This is a genomic window from Arthrobacter sp. K5, from assembly GCF_040448525.1.
In the GTDB taxonomy this organism is placed as follows: domain Bacteria; phylum Actinomycetota; class Actinomycetes; order Actinomycetales; family Micrococcaceae; genus Arthrobacter; species Arthrobacter globiformis.
In genome coordinates this window covers 2115279-2134990 of sequence record NZ_CP159279.1, presented here as the reverse complement: position 1 = coordinate 2134990, position 19712 = coordinate 2115279, and the positions used below count along the sequence as shown (strand labels likewise).

Sequence of the window (19712 nt, the reverse complement as noted above, 5' to 3'; positions counted from 1 at the left end):
CTAAATCCCGGCGCCGGCCTCGTCCGGCGTTGACATGGCCACAGACAAGGCCCCGTAGAGCGTTCACTGAGCTCCGGGGCCGCCCTTTGGATTGCGAGGACTTCCATGACTGAACCACATTTCCGCGCCGGGCAGCTGCACCTGTCCGGCGTCTCCCACGGGTACGGGGACCGCGAACTGTTCACCGGCGTCGAACTGGTGATCGCCGCGGGGGAGCACGCCGCTGTGGTGGGTGAGAACGGCGCCGGCAAGTCCACCCTGCTGCGGATCCTGGCGGGTATCGAGGCGCCCGCGGAAGGCACGGCCCAGCGGCATGGCCGGGTGGGCTATCTGGCGCAGACATCCGGACTCTCCGCCAGGCTGACAGTGGCGGACGCCATTGGCCAGGCGCTCCGCGCACTGCGCGAGATGGAAGCCGAGCTGGAACGGCTGGAGGACGGCCTGGCGTCGGCCGGGCCCGCCGAGCTCGAAGCTTACGGGAACCTGCAGACCCAGTACCAGCTGCGCGAGGGATACGCCGCGGATTCCCGTGTGGAGGCGGCGCTGGACAGGCTTGGCCTGGGCGGCGTGGACCGCGGCCGGACGCTGGGGTCGCTGTCCGGCGGGGAACAGGAGCGCGTGGCGCTGGCGTGCCTGCTGGCCGATCCCGCCGACATCCTGCTCCTGGACGAGCCCACGAACCACCTGGACGCCAGCGGAACAGCCTGGCTTGAGGGGCGTCTCGCAGCGCACCGGGGAGTTGTGGTGGTGGTTTCGCACGACCGCGTGCTGCTGCGGAAGGTCGCCACCGCCGTCATCGAGGTCGACGCCGAGCGCCGCACGGTGAACCGCTACGGCAACGGCTACGACGGCTACCTGAAGGAGAAGCGGGCAGAACGCCAGCGCTGGGTGCAGCAGTACCACGGCTGGCTCGACGCCATGGATGCGGAACGGCGGCAGGCGGACACCGTGGCGGGGCGGATGGGCTACGCGCGCCGGCGGGACAACGACAAGGCGGCCTTCGACTACAAGACCGGAACCTGGGAGCGCGCCGCTGCCAGCAAAATCCGCAATGCACAGGAGAGGCTGCGCCGTCTGGAGGACAACCCCGTGGAGCGCCCGCCGGAACGCCTGAAGCTCGACGCCGGGTTGCACAGCGGGCTCGACGGCGGGAGCTCCGGGAACGGACACCCTGAAGCCGCCGATGGGGTCCTGCATGCCCGCAACACACGGGTGCCTGGCCGGCTCGACGTGCCCGAGTTCCGTGTGGACCGCGGGCAGAAAATCCTCATCACCGGGCCCAACGGTGCCGGGAAGTCCACGCTGCTCTCCGTTTTGGCCGGCACCCTCGAACCGGCCTCGGGCCGGGTGGTGCGCCACGGCCGGATCGGCTATCTGCAGCAGGAGCTGGAACTGCCCGAACATCCGGCCCTGCGGTTGCTGCCGGCCTTTGCCGCCGGACTCGGCGGGAACATCGACGACCACGCGGAAGCGCTCCTGCGGCTGGGCCTCTTCCGCACCAGCGAATTCCATGTTCCGGTGGGCGCCCTCTCGGCAGGCCAGCAGCGCAGGCTGGCACTCGCCCGGCTGCTGCTGGGACACAAGGACGTCATGCTCCTGGACGAACCCAGCAATCATTTGGCACCCGCGCTCGTGGAGGAGCTGGAATCGGCGCTCGCGGACTTCGACGGAACTGTGGTGATGGTCAGCCATGACCGGGCCCTGGGCCGGTGGTTTGACGGCTGTGCGGACCGGTCCCGTGGCCGGGCGGGCGAGGGCGCTTCCGGGAGATGGCTCAGGTACACGATGGCGGGCGGCGTGCTGGAAAAGGTGGCGCTGCCCGCCTGAGCAACCAGAAAACCCAGGCCCGGCGGGTTGCCGGGCCTGGGTTTTCGCACCGCCTGCGTGCAGCGCCGCCTTCGTGCAGCACCGCCGGGGTTTTCGGACCGCCTGGGTGCCGCGCCACAAGCGGCAGCGGGGGACCGGAAAGCTACCGGAACAGAGCGCTGTAGGTTCCCATGATGATCCGGTCGCCGGGCCTGGACTTCCTGATGTAATCCACCACGGCCCAGTCGTCCAGCGAGATGCAGCCCGCCGTCGGGACCTTGTTCATGTGCAGGAAGATGGCGAAGCCGGCGTCCTGCACGATGGAGGGACGGTTGTAGTTGATCACCACGCCCTGACGGTAGTCATGCGTGGCGCGGGTGGCGAAGTACCACATGTTCTCGTCCCAGCCCACCCACGATGAGGACTCGAAGTACTTGTTGTACGTCGCCGTCCACGGGTTGCCGCCCCAGCGGGAGCGGGGGTTCAGCGTGCGGTAGGGGAGCTTCGTTCCCGGGTTGCCCAGGCCGAAGGCCTCCGTCACCGAGTACGAGCCCGTGGGCGAGTACAGGTAGCGCGTGGGGCCCGAGGGGACACCCGGAGCCTTGAAGCCGGAGGCGCCAACATAGCCGTCGGTCCGCCAGTCCTGGACGTACGTTCCGGCCATCCGGACGCAGTAGACGTTGGTGGCATACGACTGGCCGTAGCCCTGCGTAAACGTCAGCAGCACCCGGTTGGCGCCGTAGGTTGAGTACCTGGACCGCCCGTTGTTCAGCTTCTGGCATTCGGTGATTCCGTAAGCCCGCGTGCCGGCAGCCTTCGCGTAGCCGATGAAGCCGCGCTGGAACGACTGGATGCACTGGTCGCCGGCGCACCGTTCGTTTGACGTCGGGTAGCCCAGCCAGCCACCCGCCCCGCCGTTGGTGGCATACCGCTGGGCGATGCCCGCCCGGACGATCCAGGCCGGGGTCAGCGGAGACCAGTAGATGGTGCCGCCCTGGAACCGCTGGATGCACCCGCCGGCGGCCTGCCCGCAGGCCTCGTTGGCCACGGGATAGCCCAGGGAGCTGCGGTTGCCGCCGGTCAGGATGTACCGGGTGCCGATCCCGCCGCGCGTGATCCAGGCGCCTGTGGCGGGCGACCAGTAGATGCTGCCGCCCTGGAACCGTTGGAGGCAGCCGCCCGCCACCTGGCCGCAGGCTTCCGGGGTGGTGGGGTAGCCCAGGACGCCGTTCTGCGCGCCGGCGGCATGCCAGCGGGTGCCGATGCCGCCGCGGATCACCTGGCCTCCGGTCTGCGGCGACCAGTAGATGGTGCCGCGGTCGAAGACCTGCGAACAGCCCCCGTTTCTCAGCCCGCAGGTTTCTCCTGCGGACGGCAGGCCCAGCACGGTCTCCGCACCAGAGGCTGCCCAGCGGCTGCCGATGCCCGTCCCGGTGGAGAAGTTGAGGAACCGGGTGCCGGTCCAGATGATCACCTTGCCGGTGGAGAATTTCTGCAGGGACCGTGATCCGAGAACGATTTCGTCGCCGATGGGGTAGCCGAAGGCTGCCAGGCCGCCGCCGGCCGTCCACTGCGGGCCGGTTCGCCCGGAGGCCAGCAGGACCGGATGCGCTCCCGACTTGGTTGTCCAGTAGATCGAACCGCCCGTGAAGGTCTGCACGCAGAGTCCCGCCGCGCATTGCTCGTTCGACGTCGGCTCGCCGAGCACGCCGCCGGCCCCGCCAAGGCTCCGCCACTTGGCCCCGATGCCGCCTGCGGTGACAAATTCCGGGTCCGGGTCGGGGTCTGGCGCCGGATCGGTGTCGGCCGGATCAGCCACGGAGGGTTCTGTTACGGAGGGATCGGTGACGGCGGGGTCCGTTACGAGCGGGTCCGACGGCGGCTCCGGCGCCGCCGGCTCCGTCACCGGATCTGTGGCCGGGTCAGTCACTGCTTCCGTTGCCGGGGCGGTCGCTTGACCCGTGGCGGGGTCGGTCGCCGGGTCGGAAGCAGGAGTAGTGCCAGGGTCGGTCTCCGCGGCGGCCGTGGTTCCGGCTGCGGGAGTGGAAGAGCCGGTCGACTGGACGGGCGGCGGAGTCTCGGAACCGACTGCGAGGGCAGGAGAGGACGCGAGTGGTCCGGCCGCCAGGCTCAGGAGCAGGGCAGCCGCAAGTATTGGTTTTTTCACGAAGCATCCTCCACCGACACAACCGGTTCGCACGTGCCGGTCTGGCCCGCGGTCTTGGCGAATTTCTCTGCAGACACTTCAGCCGATTTCCCTGCCTGGACCGTTTCCGTGATCAGGGCGTGGCCCTGGACAGCGGCGCCGACGGTGACAGCAATTGCCACGGTGTACTTCTTGGCTTTGTCCGAGGAGTTGACCAGGGTTCCCTTGAACGTCCACTGGCCGTCCGGACCGGCCGCGCAGGTGTGCTCTTGCAGGGCGTCGATCGCGTTCAGTGATGTGGACACGTCGGTGGGGAGGGAAGGGGCCGTCGTAGGTGGTGAGGATTCCGACGGCGGCTGGGACACCGCCGTCGTACTGGTTGTTGATGGTGAAGCGCTGGGGCCGGATCCGGCAGGGTCTGAGCCCCCGCCGGAACACCCCGAAGCTGCCAGCAGCAAGGCCGCAGGCAGCAGCAGTGCTCTCTTTCTCATAGTCCCCCCTGAAAAATGGCGCGAGTGCCGGCGTCCGCATGAGACGGTGCGGACACCATGGCCGGGAACGAATCCCCGGCCATGGTGCTCAGAGTAGCCCCAATCCGGGCCTCAAAGGGAGCCTTTTGTCCATTCGCGTTACTGTTTCGCAACGCGGCGCGGGGACCCCGCGGCGACCCGTCAACCCGCGCAAAACCCCGGCCTGACCTGCGGAATGTTGCCCGCGTCACGGAGCGGACCGAAATCTTGTACGATGGATGGGCCGTGCGAACCTTCGATGCTCCACGAGTTTTTGTACACATACGGTCCTCAAGAGGGGCCTGAAGTCGAATTATCTGTACAAAAACTCCAGGTTCCGGAACCGGCAGTGCCCCATCCAAGGCAACCCCCGACCCTACAAGGAACAGTTGTGCCTCAAAGTACCCCCACAGAACTTATGAGCCCGACGGCTCCATCCGCCGCCGTCGACTCGACCCTCAGCGCCGAGGGCTACAAGAAGACCCTGAGCCGGCGCCACGTCACGATGATCGCGATGGGCGGCGCCATCGGCGTCGGCCTTTTCATGGGAGCCGGCGGCCGGCTGGCCTCCACCGGACCTGCGCTGATCTTCTCCTACGCCATCGCCGGCGTCATCGCCTACCTGCTGATGCGCGCCCTCGGTGAGCTCATCATGTACCGCCAGACCTCCGGTTCCTTCGTGAGCTACGCCGGCGAACTGTTCGGCAAGAAGGGCGCCTACCTGTCCGGCTGGATGTACTTCATCAACTGGGCCATGACCGGCATCGCCGAGCTGATCGCGATCGGCCTCTACTTCCAGTTCTTCTTCCCCAACGTCCCCGTGGAGCTCTCCGCCATCGCAGCACTGGTGCTGCTGGTGGCCGTGAACCTGCTGAGCGTCAAGGCCTTCGGCGAATTCGAGTTCTGGGCGTCCTGCCTCAAGGTCGGTGCCATCGTGATCTTCCTGGCCGTGGGCACCTTCATGGTGGTCACCAACGCCAAGGTGGGCGCCGGGCACGCGTCGCCGGTCAACCTCTTCGCCGGCGACGGCGGCATGTTCCCCAAGGGCGCCCTCGTGATGATCCTGGTGCTCAACGCCGTCATCTTCGCCTACAACGCCATCGAACTCGTGGGCATCACCGCCGGTGAGATGGAAAACCCGGAACGCGAAGTGCCCAAGGCGATCCGCGCCGTCGTGATCCGCATCGTGGTGTTCTACGTCGGCTCCGTGACCCTGCTGGCCATGCTGCTGCCCTCAGACCAGTACAAGGCCGGCACCTCGCCGTTCGTCACCGTCTTCGGACAGATGGGCCTGCCGTGGATGGGCGACGTCATGAACATGATCGTGATCACCGCCGCGCTGTCCTCCTGCAACTCCGGCCTGTACTCGATCGGCCGGATCTTCCGCACCATGGCGAACAACGGCCACGCCCCGCAGTGGCTGACCAAGATGTCCAGCCGCCACGTGCCCTACGCCGCCATCCTGGCCATCGCCACCGTGTACCTCGTGGGCATCCTGCTCAACATCTGGCTGGGCGGCTCACATGCGTTCGACCTCGCCCTGAACACCGCGTCGATCGGCGTCATCTTCACCTGGGGCTCCATCTTTGCCAGCCAGATCGCGCTGCGCAAGAAGAAGGGCAACGTCTCCAGCCTGCCGATGCCCGGTTCGCCGTGGACCAGCTGGGCCGGACTCATTGCCCTGCTGGCCATCACCGTGCTCATCGGCTTCGACACCATGACTGACAAGGCCACCGGTGAGGTCTACCTGCTGGGCCTCTGGACGCTGGCCAGCATCCCGTTCTTCGCCGTGGTGCTGTGGCTGGGCTGGCAGAAGGTCAAGAACAACGAGCCGAAGAGTGAGCTCTTCAGTTAGCTTTCTGTTTTGACCGCGACTTTGATCACGACGGCGGGCCCTCCTTTCCGGAGGCGCCCGCCGTCGTCGTTCCTGCATCGGTTGCTCTGTAAGTGCCCTTCTGAGTGTTCAAAAGGGCACTTACGGAGCAACCCGTGTCAGGTCTTCAGGTGTTTTGCGAAGTGGTCCTCGATCCGGCGCCACGCTTCGGGGGCGGCGGCCGGATCCGGACCGATTCCCATCACGCGCGTGAGCGGGCGCAGTGCCCGGGGACCTTCCTCCTGGTCGTTCAGGAAGGAGTGCCCCGCCGTCGGGAACTCCTTGACGTCGTGTTCGACGCCCACCGCATCCAAGGCGGATTCCAGCCTGGCCGCGGCGCCGCGCAGGGTCCGGTCCTTCGCGCCGTAGTTCCCGACGAGCGGGCAGGCGCCCTGAAGTGCAGGCTCAAGGTCGCGGGGGAGGCGGCCGTAGTTCACCGACGCGGCGTCGAAGCCGTCGTTGGCCGCAAGGAGAGCGAAGCCGCCGCCCATGCAGAAGCCGATGACGCCTGTCCGGCCGGTGGAGAGCGTCGTTGCCTGGAGCCAGGACCGGGCGGCGGCGATGTCGGCAAAGACCCTGCCTTCGCCGGTGATCATGGATTTCATGGTTCCCACCAGGCAGCGGCGGGGGCCGCCGTCGCTGAAGAGATCGACGGCGAGGGTGAGGTAACCGGCCGCCGCGAGCCGGTCCGCGTGCCGGCGGATCTGGTCATTGAGGCCGAACGCCTCGTGGATCATCACGACGGCGGGAAAGGGGCCTTCGCCGGCGGGTGTGGCGAGGTAGCCGCGAAGGTTCTTGGAACCGCCGGCGGCGGCTGGCCCGCCCAGATCTACGTGGGTCATGCGCCCAGTCTTGCACGTGCCGTCTGTGCGGGGCGTCGGACCTGGCGGTCGGGGCGACAGGGCCCTGGAAGGTCAAAAACGGCGACGCCGGGCTCCCCCCAAGGGAGTCCGGCGTCGCCGATTCGCTGGTGGCGTATCAATCCCGCTTGAATTCGTCCTTGACGTCTTCGCCGACCTTCTTGGCGTCGGCCACAACCTGGTCTTTTTGGCCCTCAGCCTTCAGGCGGTCATTGTCCGTCGCGTTGCCTGCCGCTTCCTTTGCCTTACCGCCGAAGTCCTCTGCAGCGTTCTGGATCTTGTCTCCGATACCCATGGTGGGCACCACCTTCCGTTGCCGGTTGATCTGACAAAGCCGTTTCAGCCTAACACAAAGCATGCTTACTATTTCAAGCCGTGCTGTGCATTTTCCTCGTGAGGCCGCGGGCTGCGGCGCGGGGAGCCGGGAGCCCGGGGCGCAAAAATGTCGGCCGCTGACGCTAGGCTCGAAGGCATGGATCACAGCATCAGCCTGAGTCAGCACGTGAACGCCAGCCCGGAGAAAGTCTGGCAGGTCATCTCGGATGTGCCGGGGTCCGCCGCCACCCTCTCCGGCGTCGAATCCATCCAGATGGTCAGCGAGGGCCCCTATGGCGAAGGCACCCGCTGGAAGGAGACGCGGTCCATGATGGGCCGGCGCGAAACCGTGGAAATGTGGGTGTCCCAGGCGGATCCACCGCGCAGCACAACGGTGAAGGCGCTGCAGGGCGGAGCGGACTACACTTCCCGGTTCACGCTGGAAGAGCGGGGCGGCGGGACCGACCTGACCATGACCTTCGGTGCGGAGGTCCTCAGGCCTACCGTGTTCAGCCGGCTGATGCTTGCCGTCTTCGGGAGGATGGGCCTGAACATGGCGCGCAAGGCCCTGGCGAAGGATCTCGCCGAAATTGCGGCGAAAGCGGAGCAGCTGTAGTGGCGGGAAGGGCTGCGGGCAAACCCCAGGGTTCAGCCTCGAAGGTCACGCCCCCGAGGCTGGCGCCGGTCCGGCTGGAAGACCTGCGGGATGACGATGCGCCGGACTTCAGCCGCGCCGCACGGTATGACGGCATGCAGTACAGCAGGGCGGCAGCCGACGGGCTGGAGCTGAGCGGCATCACCTTCGCCGAATGCGCATTCGCCGGGGTTTCCTTCAATGAAGCGCAGCTGCGGGGCGCCACGTTCCGGGACTGCGTCATCGAGGAGGCCTTCGCCCCGGTCCTGAACGCCGCCCGGTCCACGATGCACGATGTCGTCTTCAGTAATCCCAGGTGGGGGTCGGCCGAGCTCTATGAGGGCGGCTGGCAGTCGGTGCGGATCGACGGCGGCAAGATCGACTACCTGAACCTGCGCGGCTCGCGGCTGGCGGACGTGCTGATCAGCGACTGCATCATCAGCGAACTGGACCTGGGTTCCGCCACCGCGGCCCGGGTGGCGCTGAAGAACTGCACCATCGGCAGCCTGGACCTTGCCGGCGCCAGGCTGAAGGACTTCGACCTGCGCGGCACGGACTTCCGGAGCGTCAGCGGCCTGGGGAGCCTGGCCGGCGTCGTGATCGACGAGTACCAGCTGGGGCTCCTGGCCCCGCTCCTCGCGGCCCACCTCGGCGTCGTCGTCGCCTGACGCGCCTGCGCCCTCAGGCCCCACCGGAGCCTGAGGAGTTTTTGTCCGCTTGTCACGACTTCGAGGCACGTGTAGTCGCGACAATCCGCGCAAAAACTCCAGTCCCGTTGACCGGTTGCCCGCACCGTGTAATCTTTATAGAACGAACGGTCGGTAATTTATTCGCTTCCGGCCCAGCTTCTGCGAAAAGGATGTTCTCATGGTCGAGGCTTTTCTGGTCGGCGGTGCCCGTACGCCGGTAGGACGATACGGCGGAGCGCTCTCGGCGGTCCGGCCCGATGATCTGGCCGCGCTGGTGGTCCGCGAGGCGGTGGCCAGGGCGGGCGTGGATCCGGACGCGATCGACGAGGTCATCCTCGGCAACGCCAACGGCGCCGGCGAGGAGAACCGCAACGTGGCGCGCATGGCCACCATTCTTGCCGGCCTTCCGCTGCACATCCCCGGCATCACCGTGAACCGGCTCTGCTCCTCGGGCCTGAGCGCCATCATCATGGCCAGCCAGATGATTAAGTCCGGGGCAGCGGACATCGTGGTGGCCGGCGGTGTGGAGTCCATGAGCCGCGCCCCGTGGGTCCAGGAGAAGCCGCAGACGGCCTTCGCGAAGCCCGGCGACATCTTCGACACCTCCATCGGCTGGCGGTTCGTGAACCCCCTGTTCACGAGGGGCGAGCTGTCGCGGGACGGCAAGATGACATTCTCCATGCCGGAAACCGCTGAAGAGGTGGGCCGCGTGGACGGGATTTCCCGTGAGGACGCGGACGCCTTCGCCGTCCGCTCCCATGAAAGAGCTCTCGCGGCCATCGGGGCGGGACGTTTCAAGGACGAGATCGTCCCCGTGACGGTCAAGACCCGCAAGGCCGAGACAGTGGTGGACACCGACGAAGGCCCCCGTGCCGGAACCACCATGGACGTTCTGTCCGGCCTCCGCCCCGTGGTTCCCGGCGGCTCGGTGGTCACGGCCGGGAATTCGTCCTCCCTCAACGACGGCGCGTCGGCCATCATCGTGGCCTCCGAAGCCGCAGTCCAGCGGCTCGGCCTCACTCCCCGGGCCCGCATCATCGACGGCGCCTCCGCGGGCTGTGAGCCGGAAATCATGGGCATCGGCCCGGTTCCGGCAACCCAGAAGGTGCTTAAGCGGAGCGGGCTCAGCGTCGGTGACCTTGGCGCCGTCGAACTTAACGAAGCGTTCGCCACCCAGTCCCTGGCCAGCGTGCGGCGCCTTGGGCTGGACCCGGAGATTGTGAACAACGACGGCGGCGCGATCGCTTTGGGGCACCCGCTGGGTTCCAGCGGCTCCCGGATTGCCATCACCCTGCTGGGCCGGATGGAGCGCGAAGACGCGCGGATCGGCCTGGCCACCATGTGCATCGGCGTGGGCCAGGGCACGGCCATGCTGCTGGAGCGCGTGTAGTGCCGGGCCAGGACAGCGAGAACGGACACTTAAGCACCCGGGAGTTCAGCACCCTCCTGGTCGAAGAGCGCGACGACCGGGTGGTGGTGCTCCTCAACCGCCCCGACGTCCGCAACGCGATCGACCAGCAGATGGTGGACGAGCTCCATGCCGTGTGCGCCGAGCTGGAAAAGGACCCCAAGGTCCTCATCATCGCCGGCACCGAGGGCGTTTTTGCCTCGGGTGCCGACATCGCGCAGCTGCGGGAGCGGCGCCGCGACGACGCGCTGCAGGGCATCAATTCCACGATCTTTGTGCGGATCGCCAAACTTCCCATGCCGGTGATCGCGGCGCTGGATGGCTACTGCCTGGGCGGCGGGGCGGAGCTGGCCTATGCCGCTGACTTCCGGATCGGCACCCCGGCCGTTCGGATCGGCAACCCGGAAACCGGATTGGGAATTCTGGCCGCTGCCGGTGCCAGCTGGCGCCTGAGGGAACTCGTGGGGGAGCCCGTGGCCAAGGAAATCCTGCTGGCCGGGAGGGTGCTGAAAGCCGAGGAGGCGCTCGCCGTCAACCTGGTCACCGAACTCCACGAGGCCGCCGAGCTCATGGGCGCCGCGCACCGGCTCGCCGACCGCATCGCCCGGCAGGACCCGCTGGCCGTCAGGACCACCAAATCGGTGTTCCACGCGCCGGCCGAGGCGCACCCGCTGATCGACCAGCTGGCGCAGGGAATCCTGTTCGAGTCGCAGGCCAAGTTCGACCGGATGCAGGCCTTCCTCGACAAGAAAAGCGACAAGAAGAAGAACACGGACAGCACCACAGACAGGACCACATCATGACCGCCATTCCCCAGAACGTCGGAGTCCTCGGCGGCGGCCGGATGGGCGCAGGAATCGCCCACGCCTTCCTCATCAACGGCGCCACTGTCGTTGTGGTGGAGCGCGACTACGACGCTGCCGCCGGCGCACGCGCCCGGGTCGCCGATGCCGTGGCCAAGTCCGCTTCCCGCGGACTTCTCGACGGATCCCCGGAGGACGTCCTGGCCCGGTTCAGCACGTCCACCGGTTACTCGGCCTTCGCCGGCTGCGGCCTCGTGGTCGAGGCGGTACCGGAGGACTTCGAACTGAAGGTCAGCGCCCTGAAGGCCGCGGAGGAGCAGCTGGCGCCCGGGGCGTTCCTCGCCTCCAACACGTCCTCGCTCTCGGTCACCGATCTCGCCGCGCAGCTGCAGCGGCCGGCAGACTTCGTGGGGCTGCACTTCTTCAATCCCGTGCCCGCCTCCACGCTGATCGAGGTGGTGGTGGCCAAGGAGACATCACCCGAGCTGGCGGCCGCAGCGAAAGGCTGGACGGAAGCGCTGGGCAAGACCGCCGTCGTCGTCAAGGATGCCCCGGGGTTCGCGTCCTCGCGGCTGGGGGTGGCAATTGCGCTGGAGGCGATGCGCATGGTGGAGGAGGGCGTGGCTTCCGCGGAGGACATCGACGCCGCCATGGTGCTGGGCTACAAGCATCCCACCGGCCCGCTGAAGACCACCGATATTGTGGGTCTGGACGTCCGCCTGGGCATCGCCGAATACCTGCACTCGACGCTGGGGGAGCGCTTCGCGCCGCCGCAGATCCTCAGGGACAAGGTGGCCCGCGGCGAACTGGGCCGCAAGACCGGCAAGGGCTTCTTCGACTGGACCGACTGACCCGCCGACGCCCGGGCGCGCCTACAGCAGGCCGACGATGTAGCCGACGAAGAACAGCAGGCACAGCAGCACCACAATGCCGATAGCCACCAGCACGGCCACCTGGGTCCCCCGTGGCGGCCCTCCCTCGCCGTGCCCCTGTGGTCCGCCGGTAGAGCTTTCAGCGGGCGGTGTTTCCCCCGGCGGGACCCCGCCACCGGGCTCCAGCCCGGTGAGGTGGTCTTCAAGTGGGTCTGGGTTCTGGCCGCTCATGGAGTCCTCCTGTACTGGATTGCAGACGGTTACAGGGATTCGAGTTTCTGCCGGAGCCCGTTCAGGGCCGGATCACGAAGCTTCATGAACTGCGGCTTGAGGAACGGCTGCAGCAGCTTGTAGGGCCAGTTGATGCTGAACTGGGCGGTGTACAGGACTTCGGAGCCGGAGCTGAGCGACCGCACGTCGATCGAGTCAAAGGCCACGAGGTTCCGGTGTTCGCCACGGAGCTTGATGTGGTTGTCGAACAGTTCGATGACTTCGTACTCGATGGGCTGGCGCTTGTCCCGGAACAGCGCTTCGGCATGGTAGCGGTGGCCGACGGCGACAGGACCCTCGGTCAGCTTGTCCATTACCGCAGTGCCCGGGTCCCACTCGCTGGTGTGTTCGAACGCGGACAGGTAAGCGAACGCAGTCCGCGCCGGCAGGGAAGAAGCAACAGTGCCTGCGACTGTGATCATGACACCAGCCTAGCCACGCGGGTCGCGGGGCACACCGTGCTGAGGCGGTCAGCCCGGCGGACAGTCCCGCGTGGAGCCCGGTGGCTAGTCAAGGGCCGCCCTGATGGAGGCGGCGTAGCCCTGGGCGTAGCCGTCAGCCGTAGGGTGGAAGACGTCCGCGGACGAGGCTCCGCAGGTGGCGGAGGCCGTGCAGAGCGGCGGCAGGCCCACGATCCACGGCTGTGCGGAGCCGATTCCGTGGCCGGCGAACGCGCGGGACACATCCACGTAAGTAACCTTTGAGCGTCCTCCATCCGCTGCCCGTGCTGCCTTGGCAATGACGGTGTTCAACTGCTGCGTGAGCCCGTTGATTGGATCAGCTGCCGGGCCGGCGCCGGGCTCGAACAGCAGCGGGTACCCGGTTACGTAGACGTCTGCACGCGGTGCCTTCGCCGTGACCTCCTTCAGCATTGCCAGAAGATCCTGGAAGAACGGGCTGGCCGCCGGGGTGTTGAGGGCGGTCTGCAGGACGGCGGCGCGTTGCGCCAGGGCAGACGTGCACGCCGGACCGGGATCCTGCGAACAGACCACCAGTGCGCCGACGGAGTCCAGGTCATTGCCACCGGCGGTGACGGTCACCAGGTCCACCTTCTTGCCCAGCGACGGGATCTGGTCTGCCCGCACGGTGCGTGTGGTGGCGCCGCTGCAGGCCTCATTTCCGGTCAGGCTGACCTTGCGCGCCACGTCCAGCAACGCCGGATAGCCTTGGCCGCTCCTGAAACAGGTGTCCGCATATTGGCCTGTGCCTTGGCCCGCGGCATAGGAATCTCCCAGTGCGACGTAGGAATCGAACCGGTCCGCGGACGCCGGGGCTGCAGTCAGGCCGGCGAGGGCCAGCGCCGCGAGGACACCGGCAAGGCGGACGGTTCGCCGTCGCAAAGGCTGTGTGGCTGTCATGACAAACCCCCATATGTTCGCTGAGGCCGGGCAATGGCGCTCATCGCCCTAGAGTACTCCCGCCGAAGGGCGCGGATGGCGGCACTCTGTACTCGTTTTTCTGCCGGGTGGTCTGGCACTACTTGCCCCGTACCCCGTGCGCCCGCCGGGGCAGGTGTGGTTAGCTGGCTCCGTGAATGCGAGGGGACAAATCGGCTGGGACGGGGCGGTGAACGCCTGGCTTGTGGCCGGCTCTGTCTACCGGATGGGGCGGCGGGAATGGCTCACGGAGGCAGGCTGGAAGGAAGCGTACAGCGACGGCATCCGCACGATCATTGACCTCCGGAATCCCGGCGAACGGCAGCGCCGGGCCACCGATCCGGACGTGGGCGAAGCATTCGCCGCGTTCGACGTCGTCCTGGCACCCACCGAAGATCCGGAAAACCCTGAGTTCAAAGCCCTGTGCGACCCCTACCTGAACGATCCCGCGCACTATCCCGCCAACGCCCGCCTCTTTCCGGACAGGCTGGCCGCCGTGTTCAAGGCCGTGGCTGCCGCACCAGGGGGCGTCGTGATCCATTGCTCCGCCGGCAGGGACCGCAGCGGCATGATCGCGGCCATGCTCCAAGACCTTGCCGGCGCGAGTGATCACGAGATCGTGGCCAGCTATCAGGCTGCCATGCGCAGCATCAACGAACGCCACCGGACCATGTGGCCGCCGCATCCGCATGAACGCTACCTCGACGAGGAAACCCTGTCCCCCCTCCTGGAGACGCGCGGGGCGCGGGTTCTGGACTTCGTGCGGCAGCTCAGGACGCGGGAATTCCTGCTGCGGAACGGGGTTACGGAGCCGGAGCTGGAAGCAGTCCTGGCCGCCCTCGACGCCAGGGTTGCCCTGTGATCCCTCCCGCTTCCGGCCGGGCGCTCCGGCGCGCGCTCGCCCTGGCAGCGGCGGTAGCGCTGGGCGCCCCGCTCGCTCCAGCACCCGCTTACGCTGCCTTGGAAACGACGACGACGGCGGAGGCCGACGGTGCGGTCGCCCCGCCGGCGGTGCCGTCCCCGGCTCCGGACCCGGCGGCCGGCGCATCGGGGGCGGGCCTTGCCGAAGCCGTTGCACGCGACCTGGGCATGACACTGGAGGAATTCAACGCCGCAGGAGAGCAAGGAAAACGGGCGGCCGCGGAAAGTGCCGTTCCGGAAACGCCCGCTGCCCCTGCGCCAGCCGCCCCGGAACAAGGCACCGGGGACGCCGCGGCGGGGCAAACCGGGAATGACCTTCGTGCCGCGAGCGTCGAGCAGCTTTACCGGGCGTACCTGCGTGAGGTGGGACCCGCGGGGCTGCAGGCCGTGGCCGAGGCGGACGGCAGGTTCATTATCCGCACGGGCGGGATGAACGAGCCACAAGCGGAGCCGCAGCCCGCAACAGCAGCGGACGGCACCCAAGAAAACGGCGCCGGTCCCACGCCCAACCCAACTCCGGCTCCGGCGTCGGCGGACGCGGGGAGCGGCGGGCGTCTGTCGCCGTCGGAATTCGTGGAGCAGTATGCCAACGTGGTCCTCCAGACCGGCGAGCCCCCGGCCCCGGAGGAGGACTTCTTCGGCGGACAGGGGTACCGGATCGACGGCGGGGTGGTCTGTTCCGCCGGCTTCAGCGCGTTCAGCGCCGACGGCAAGCCTGTGGTCCTCACTGCCGGTCACTGTGCCGACGACGGCGCCGCGCGGCTCGCCGAGGTGACCCTGCCGGCCGGGGATCCGGCCGGAGGATTCACGGCCGAAAACGCGGTCACCGGGGAACTCGGGACCTTCGGCTTCAGCCAGTTCGGCGGCCCCGGAAACTCGAGGGTCGCGGACCCGGAGAATCCCGGCACGCCGGGGAACGACATCGCCGTCATCGACTCCATCCGCGCGGACCTCGACCCGCTCCCGGCCACCACCACATGGGAGGACGCCACCAGCCTCGGGACCGGCTCCGTGAAGATCGTGGGGATGACGTCGCCATTTGTGGGCCAGGCCGTCTGCCGTTCCGGGCGGACCGCCGGATGGTCATGCGGCACCGTGGACGAGGTGGGGATCTACATCGTGGGCGGAGGCTCGGGGGACCCTGCCGACCTGCGCTCCTTCAGCGGATTCCTCTCCACGTCCGTGCAATCCAGCGGCGGTGATTCCGGCGGGCCATGGATCAGCGGGAACTACGCCGTGGGCACGCACTCCGCGGGAAACTCCAGCGACTCCACAGAGAACTTCGCGGTTGCCGCGACGCTGGAGAATTCGATGTCAGTCCTGCAGGGCGTGCAGCTGCGGCTGTTCCTGAACAGGCCCGTCCTGGCCGGGTCCCTTCCCGCAGGGCCGATAGCTCCGGGGCAGCGGATCACAGGGCGGCTGGCCACGGACCCGGCCACCGACGTTCCGGCGGGAACCCAGGTCCGGGTGACGTTCCCGGGCAGCGAACCGTTCGGCGTGGACGTGGACGCCACGGGCAACTGGACCTTCAGCGCGCCCGGCTCCGGCACGGGGTTCACGGCCCAGACGATGAACGGCTTCAGCCGCTCCGAGCCGAGCACCTTCAGCACCGTGCCGCGGCCCGCCGTGCCGAAGCCCGCGGTGCCTGCGCCGGGCGGTTCCGGCACCGGTACGCCAGGCGCCGGCGGGCCCCCGGCCGCGTCGCCGCCGTCCTCGGCGCAGGGCGCCGGGCCTGTGGTGCTGACGCCCGCGCCTGAGCCGTCGGTGGTGGCGGCGCTTCCTGCCGCCGGCCCCTCCGCGGCTGCAGGACCGGATGGCGCGGCATTTCCGGACCAGGATGCGGCGCCGCTGCGGCTCGCCGACACGGGGGTTGCGGGCCTGGCCACCGCTGTTGCCGGGGCGGGAGTTGCTCTGCTGCTCGGCGTCTTGTTGCTCCTAGTCGTCCGGCGCCGCGGCAGGCGCTAGCCGATGGTGGCGGCTTCGTCCAGGGTGTGCGGCTCGAAGTGCTCGATGATGTCGCGGACAGACGCGAGGCCCTCGGTGAACGCCGCCGAGGCGCGCCACTGTTCAACCTGCTCGAGAGACGCCCAGGGCCCCGTACTGATGAACCGGTTAGGCACGTCGCGGTCACGCATCAGCAGGCCCCGCCCGCCCGGATAATCCTTGTGGGTTCGGTCGGCCATGTCCTTCCAGGCCTTCACGAAGTCGTCCTCGTGGCCGGGCTTCACGAGCCAGATACCCAACGTGTACACAGACACATCCACCACCTCCATTGGTGTGCAGAGCGGATACCTGATTATCTTCCCGTGCCGCGGCGGGCGGAAGATGCTAACAGTTGGCCGGCTTGTATTCGTAAGCGCCGGCGTCGGCCTGTCCGGATCCTGAGCATTGACCGTTCTGCGGCACAGACGCCTGGTCAAGGTCCACCTCGGAGGGGCTGCTGCCCGCGCGGTCTATGGCCGGGCTGCCGCCGGCGAGGTGGAGGTCGTCCGGGGGATTGACGAACTCTGCGGGGGCCGTCGTCGAACTGTCGTCCAGAGGGACGTTGCTGGGACCGTTGACGACGTTGGACTGCTCCGTCCAGCCGGATCCGTCCATCCACAGGGCGTCGCGCACGGCCACGAGGATGTTGGCGCGGATGACGGTCGATGAGGGGCAGGATGCGTGGCAAACGACGCCGCGTGAATGGCTGCCGTTGAGCCATACCGTGTTGAATTCGAAGGTGGTGCTGTTCGTGGGGCCGAACCGCGTGCCCGGGCCGCGGAGGATCAGGCCGGCGGCCTCGGCGCATTCAGCGCCGCATGAGGACCGGATCAGGTTGTAGCGGAAAACGTTGCCGTCGGCTGCTCCGTCGGAGCGCCCGATCTCGGAAAACACGTTGTTGTCGATGGCCTTGTTGTGGTGGATGTTGTTGCGGCTGCCGTTGTACACCTCGAAAGCGCTTCCGTCCCGGCTGAAGTCGTAGGAGGAAGCGGTGGAACCGGTGACGGTGTTGCCGGAGAACTCGTTGTCGTTGCCGTTGATCAGCACGCCGAACGCGCCCGAATCGTCGGTGCAGTTGGCCGCGTCCGGAGTACCGCACTGGTCTCCGGGCGTGTTGACGTTCATGACGTTGTTGTCCGTCAGAACATTGTTGAAGTATTTGCCGAAGTCGGAGCCCGTGCCCACTTTGATTCCGGCGGTGTTGTCCGCGGCCTCGGAATTCTTCACCACCACGTGGTCGCCGTACACGTTGAAGCCCGCGTACCCGCAGTTCAGGGCCCGCAGTCCGTCCACCTCGATGTAGCTGCCGATCAACCGGAGGCAGTTTCCGCCCTCTCCGCTGGTTATGGTCGGCAGGGCCCCGTTCCCGTAGCTGTTCAGCCTTATGGCCGACGACGGCGTTCCGCTTTCGTCCAAAACGACGTTGCCGATCCACTCGTCACCCCTGCGGAAACTGAGGGACTCACCGGGTTTGAAGGCCGTTTCGTTGACTTTCATCAGCGACTGCCAGGGCGAATCGGGGGACGTCCCGGAGTTGGTGTCGCTGCCCTGAGCGCTCACGTAGTAGTGGGTGGACGGCGTCGAAGGGGCCGTCGTGGAGACACAGCCCACCAGCAGGACCGCCAAGAGGAAAGCCACCATCGCTGCGGCGGCCCTTGTGGTACGTGTGCTCATGATTGCACCTGCCGGAGGCGGACAATGAGGGCCCGGTCCAGCAGCGCCGCTGCCTCTGGTCCGGAGCGGCCAGAGTATAAAGCGCCCGGGGCAATGTCAACGGGACTGTGCGGCAACGGGACGGGGGGCGGGCGGCGGCACCCGGGGTGGCCCGCCGTCGAACGCCGGACTGCAGCCTCCTAGGCGAGCGGTGCGGGCCGCACGCGAACCGGGGCCAGCAGGCTGATGAGCAGGATGGCGGTGACGGAGCCGGCGGCCATGATCGAGGCCAGCACCACGATCTGGAACCGGCCGGCTTCCAGCGGGGAAAGACCGCCGAAGATCGCGCCGACGAAGGCTCCCGGAAGCGTGACCAGGCCCGTCGTCTTGGTCTGGTCCACTGAGGGAATGAGCGCAGAGTACACGGCGCCGCGGGCCATCTCGCGGGTGGACTGCCGGGGAGAGGCGCCCAGGGCGAGCCAGCCCTCCACCTGGTCCCAGCGGTCGATCACGGCCTCGTTGAACCTGCGGCCCGCGAGCCCCGCAATCGCCATCGAATTGCCGACGACGATCCCGCCGATCGCCAGGGCGTAGCGGGAGGTGAACTCGATGGCGCCGGTGCCGAACACGATGACCAGCGAGGCAAGGATGCCGGCGGCCATCGAGCCGGCCACAACAGCGAGGTGGTGCCAGGACCAGGCGAGGCGGCGTGCGGCGGTAATGGCGGCGACGGTGAACATGACCCCCAGGGCCACGGCCACCCATTCGGCGCTGGCGATCACGGCGCCGAGGATCAGGCTGACGGCGGCGAGCTGCGCCGCGCCGCGGAGGATGGCAAGGGCCGGCGAGAAGGCGTGCGGGACCCGGAAACCGCTGAGGACGGCGGCTGTCAGCGCCATCAGGAGGCCCACCGCGATCAGGGTGGGGGCCAGGCTGCCAAGCTCGATCACTGGATCAGCCTAACCGGGGGCAGGCCCGCGGAAGGTCAAGGGACGGCTGCCGGCAGCGGCGTCAGTCAGTGCGGCCCGCGGCAGGCCCGCCCGCGGCCCTCGGCAGGGGCCGAGTCGGGACCGCCTCAGGCCCGCGGGGCAAGCAGCAGGTTGGTGATCCGGAGAGTGCACAGCCGCTGCCCGGCGTCGTTGGTGATCAGCACTTCGTGCGTGGTCAGGGTGCTGCCGAGGTGAATGGGGGTGGCTGTGATGGTGATGAGGCCGCTTCTGGTGGACCGGTGGTGCGTGGCGGAGACGTCCACACCGACGGCGGTCTTGCCCAGTGTGCTGGCGTGGATCACCGCCGCCCATGATCCCACGGCCTCGCCCACCGCCAAGGAGGCGCCGCCGTGCAGGAGGCCGAACGACTGGCGGTTCCCCTCCACCGGCATGGTCGCCACGACGCGCTCGACGGACTCCTCGACGATCTTCACGCCCATCTTCTCGTCGAGCTCACCGAGGGTGATCTTCCACAGTTCTGTCAGTTCCGCGTCGGGGGCGTCGGGCTTCATGGCTCTCCTTGGGTAGTATGCGGTGCCACTAGTGTGCAGCGGGGCACATTCATGTACTGTAGACATATTACCGAACGGACGGTCAGTAATGTT

The 19712-nt window shown here is 67.8% G+C and carries 20 protein-coding genes; 9 read left to right on the top strand and 11 right to left on the bottom strand.

From position 1 onward, the window contains the following. The first annotated feature begins 105 nt into the window (after window positions 1–105). Window positions 106–1827, top strand: coding sequence for an ABC-F family ATP-binding cassette domain-containing protein (locus tag ABRP34_RS09610; protein ID WP_353713057.1), 1722 nt, complete (start codon window positions 106–108; stop codon window positions 1825–1827). 142 nt (window positions 1828–1969) lie between these two features. Here the strand turns inward: ABRP34_RS09610 and ABRP34_RS09605 are convergent, their stop codons facing one another. Both ABRP34_RS09605 and ABRP34_RS09600 read right to left on the bottom strand, forming a co-directional pair. Then, window positions 1970–3973, bottom strand: a complete 2004-nt coding sequence (locus ABRP34_RS09605; RefSeq protein ID WP_353713056.1) for a hypothetical protein — start codon at window positions 3971–3973, stop codon at window positions 1970–1972. Then, on the bottom strand, window positions 3970–4443 hold the full coding sequence (locus ABRP34_RS09600) for a hypothetical protein (RefSeq protein WP_353713055.1): 474 nt from the start codon (window positions 4441–4443) through the stop codon (window positions 3970–3972). The genes ABRP34_RS09605 and ABRP34_RS09600 overlap by 4 nt, the downstream gene beginning before the upstream one ends. 409 nt (window positions 4444–4852) lie before the next feature. On the opposite strand from ABRP34_RS09600, the gene ABRP34_RS09595 reads away from it, so the two are divergent. Further along, window positions 4853–6316 (top strand): amino acid permease, encoded by a 1464-nt coding sequence (locus ABRP34_RS09595; RefSeq protein WP_353713054.1) that lies wholly within the window; start codon window positions 4853–4855, stop codon window positions 6314–6316. A gap of 137 nt (window positions 6317–6453) precedes the next feature. Here ABRP34_RS09595 and ABRP34_RS09590 read toward each other — a convergent pair whose 3' ends face one another. Together ABRP34_RS09590 and ABRP34_RS09585 are read right to left on the bottom strand one after the other, a co-directional pair. After that, the gene (locus tag ABRP34_RS09590) at window positions 6454–7176 is read right to left on the bottom strand and encodes a dienelactone hydrolase family protein (RefSeq protein WP_353713053.1); all 723 of its coding nucleotides are present in this window, start codon (window positions 7174–7176) and stop codon (window positions 6454–6456) included. A gap of 136 nt (window positions 7177–7312) precedes the next feature. Further along, window positions 7313–7489, bottom strand: coding sequence for a CsbD family protein (locus ABRP34_RS09585; RefSeq protein ID WP_003797692.1), 177 nt, complete (start codon window positions 7487–7489; stop codon window positions 7313–7315). 177 nt (window positions 7490–7666) lie between these two features. Here ABRP34_RS09585 and ABRP34_RS09580 point away from each other — a divergent pair, with 177 nt between their 5' ends. The 5 genes from ABRP34_RS09580 (at window position 7667) to ABRP34_RS09560 (ending at window position 11894) form a co-directional block, all read left to right on the top strand. Further along, window positions 7667–8125: an SRPBCC family protein gene (locus ABRP34_RS09580; RefSeq protein WP_043417598.1), complete on the top strand. Its 459-nt coding sequence runs from the start codon at window positions 7667–7669 to the stop codon at window positions 8123–8125. After that, a complete protein-coding gene (locus ABRP34_RS09575; protein WP_353713052.1) occupies window positions 8125–8811 on the top strand; it encodes a pentapeptide repeat-containing protein in 687 nt (228 codons plus the stop codon). The genes ABRP34_RS09580 and ABRP34_RS09575 overlap by 1 nt, the downstream gene beginning before the upstream one ends. 199 nt (window positions 8812–9010) lie before the next feature. Beyond that, the gene (locus ABRP34_RS09570; RefSeq protein ID WP_353713051.1) at window positions 9011–10222 is read left to right on the top strand and encodes a thiolase family protein; all 1212 of its coding nucleotides are present in this window, start codon (window positions 9011–9013) and stop codon (window positions 10220–10222) included. Next, on the top strand, window positions 10222–11043 hold the full coding sequence (locus tag ABRP34_RS09565) for an enoyl-CoA hydratase/isomerase family protein (RefSeq protein ID WP_353713050.1): 822 nt from the start codon (window positions 10222–10224) through the stop codon (window positions 11041–11043). The genes ABRP34_RS09570 and ABRP34_RS09565 overlap by 1 nt, the downstream gene beginning before the upstream one ends. Continuing rightward, a complete protein-coding gene (locus ABRP34_RS09560; RefSeq protein ID WP_353713049.1) occupies window positions 11040–11894 on the top strand; it encodes a 3-hydroxyacyl-CoA dehydrogenase family protein in 855 nt (284 codons plus the stop codon). The genes ABRP34_RS09565 and ABRP34_RS09560 overlap by 4 nt, the downstream gene beginning before the upstream one ends. Before the next feature lie 21 nt (window positions 11895–11915). Here ABRP34_RS09560 and ABRP34_RS09555 read toward each other — a convergent pair whose 3' ends face one another. The 3 genes from ABRP34_RS09555 to ABRP34_RS09545 form a co-directional block, all read right to left on the bottom strand. Further along, window positions 11916–12146, bottom strand: coding sequence for a DUF6480 family protein (locus tag ABRP34_RS09555; RefSeq protein ID WP_003797683.1), 231 nt, complete (start codon window positions 12144–12146; stop codon window positions 11916–11918). A gap of 29 nt (window positions 12147–12175) precedes the next feature. Continuing rightward, window positions 12176–12607, bottom strand: coding sequence for an SRPBCC family protein (locus tag ABRP34_RS09550; protein ID WP_003797681.1), 432 nt, complete (start codon window positions 12605–12607; stop codon window positions 12176–12178). An 84-nt stretch (window positions 12608–12691) separates the two neighbouring features. Next, on the bottom strand, window positions 12692–13543 hold the full coding sequence (locus tag ABRP34_RS09545) for an SGNH/GDSL hydrolase family protein (protein WP_353713048.1): 852 nt from the start codon (window positions 13541–13543) through the stop codon (window positions 12692–12694). A gap of 172 nt (window positions 13544–13715) precedes the next feature. Here ABRP34_RS09545 and ABRP34_RS09540 point away from each other — a divergent pair, with 172 nt between their 5' ends. After that, window positions 13716–14423, top strand: a complete 708-nt coding sequence (locus ABRP34_RS09540; RefSeq protein WP_353713047.1) for a tyrosine-protein phosphatase — start codon at window positions 13716–13718, stop codon at window positions 14421–14423. Continuing rightward, entirely contained in the window at window positions 14420–16447 is a 2028-nt protein-coding gene (locus ABRP34_RS09535; RefSeq protein ID WP_353713046.1) for a S1 family peptidase, read from the top strand. The genes ABRP34_RS09540 and ABRP34_RS09535 overlap by 4 nt, the downstream gene beginning before the upstream one ends. Here ABRP34_RS09535 and ABRP34_RS09530 read toward each other — a convergent pair. From ABRP34_RS09530 to ABRP34_RS09515, 4 genes are all read right to left on the bottom strand, one after another. After that, complete coding sequence (locus tag ABRP34_RS09530; RefSeq protein ID WP_139023207.1) at window positions 16444–16740, bottom strand: antibiotic biosynthesis monooxygenase family protein; 297 nt, start codon at window positions 16738–16740, stop codon at window positions 16444–16446. The two genes, ABRP34_RS09535 and ABRP34_RS09530, sit on opposite strands and share 4 nt — an antisense overlap. Before the next feature lie 70 nt (window positions 16741–16810). Continuing rightward, complete coding sequence (locus ABRP34_RS09525; RefSeq protein ID WP_353713045.1) at window positions 16811–18139, bottom strand: hypothetical protein; 1329 nt, start codon at window positions 18137–18139, stop codon at window positions 16811–16813. Between the two features lie 179 nt (window positions 18140–18318). Beyond that, entirely contained in the window at window positions 18319–19068 is a 750-nt protein-coding gene (locus tag ABRP34_RS09520; protein ID WP_353713044.1) for an ABC transporter permease, read from the bottom strand. A 125-nt stretch (window positions 19069–19193) separates the two neighbouring features. After that, the gene (locus tag ABRP34_RS09515) at window positions 19194–19619 is read right to left on the bottom strand and encodes a hotdog fold thioesterase (RefSeq protein ID WP_353713043.1); all 426 of its coding nucleotides are present in this window, start codon (window positions 19617–19619) and stop codon (window positions 19194–19196) included. Window positions 19620–19712 lie beyond the last annotated feature (93 nt).

Bases quoted from the DNA above. Each gene is read 5' to 3' on its own strand.
- ABRP34_RS09585 (WP_003797692.1), bottom strand. From the start codon at position 7,489: ATGGGTATCGGAGACAAGATCCAGAACGCTGCAGAGGACTTCGGCGGT.
- ABRP34_RS09570 (WP_353713051.1), top strand. From the start codon at position 9,011: ATGGTCGAGGCTTTTCTGGTCGGCGGTGCCCGTACGCCGGTAGGACGA.
- ABRP34_RS09525 (WP_353713045.1), bottom strand. From the start codon at position 18,139: ATGAGCACACGTACCACAAGGGCCGCCGCAGCGATGGTGGCTTTCCTC.
- ABRP34_RS09590 (WP_353713053.1), bottom strand. From the start codon at position 7,176: ATGACCCACGTAGATCTGGGCGGGCCAGCCGCCGCCGGCGGTTCCAAG.
- ABRP34_RS09600 (WP_353713055.1), bottom strand. From the start codon at position 4,443: ATGAGAAAGAGAGCACTGCTGCTGCCTGCGGCCTTGCTGCTGGCAGCT.
- ABRP34_RS09550 (WP_003797681.1), bottom strand. From the start codon at position 12,607: ATGATCACAGTCGCAGGCACTGTTGCTTCTTCCCTGCCGGCGCGGACT.
- ABRP34_RS09515 (WP_353713043.1), bottom strand. From the start codon at position 19,619: ATGAAGCCCGACGCCCCCGACGCGGAACTGACAGAACTGTGGAAGATC.
- ABRP34_RS09555 (WP_003797683.1), bottom strand. From the start codon at position 12,146: ATGAGCGGCCAGAACCCAGACCCACTTGAAGACCACCTCACCGGGCTG.
- ABRP34_RS09560 (WP_353713049.1), top strand. From the start codon at position 11,040: ATGACCGCCATTCCCCAGAACGTCGGAGTCCTCGGCGGCGGCCGGATG.
- ABRP34_RS09580 (WP_043417598.1), top strand. From the start codon at position 7,667: ATGGATCACAGCATCAGCCTGAGTCAGCACGTGAACGCCAGCCCGGAG.
- ABRP34_RS09610 (WP_353713057.1), top strand. From the start codon at position 106: ATGACTGAACCACATTTCCGCGCCGGGCAGCTGCACCTGTCCGGCGTC.
- ABRP34_RS09545 (WP_353713048.1), bottom strand. From the start codon at position 13,543: ATGACAGCCACACAGCCTTTGCGACGGCGAACCGTCCGCCTTGCCGGT.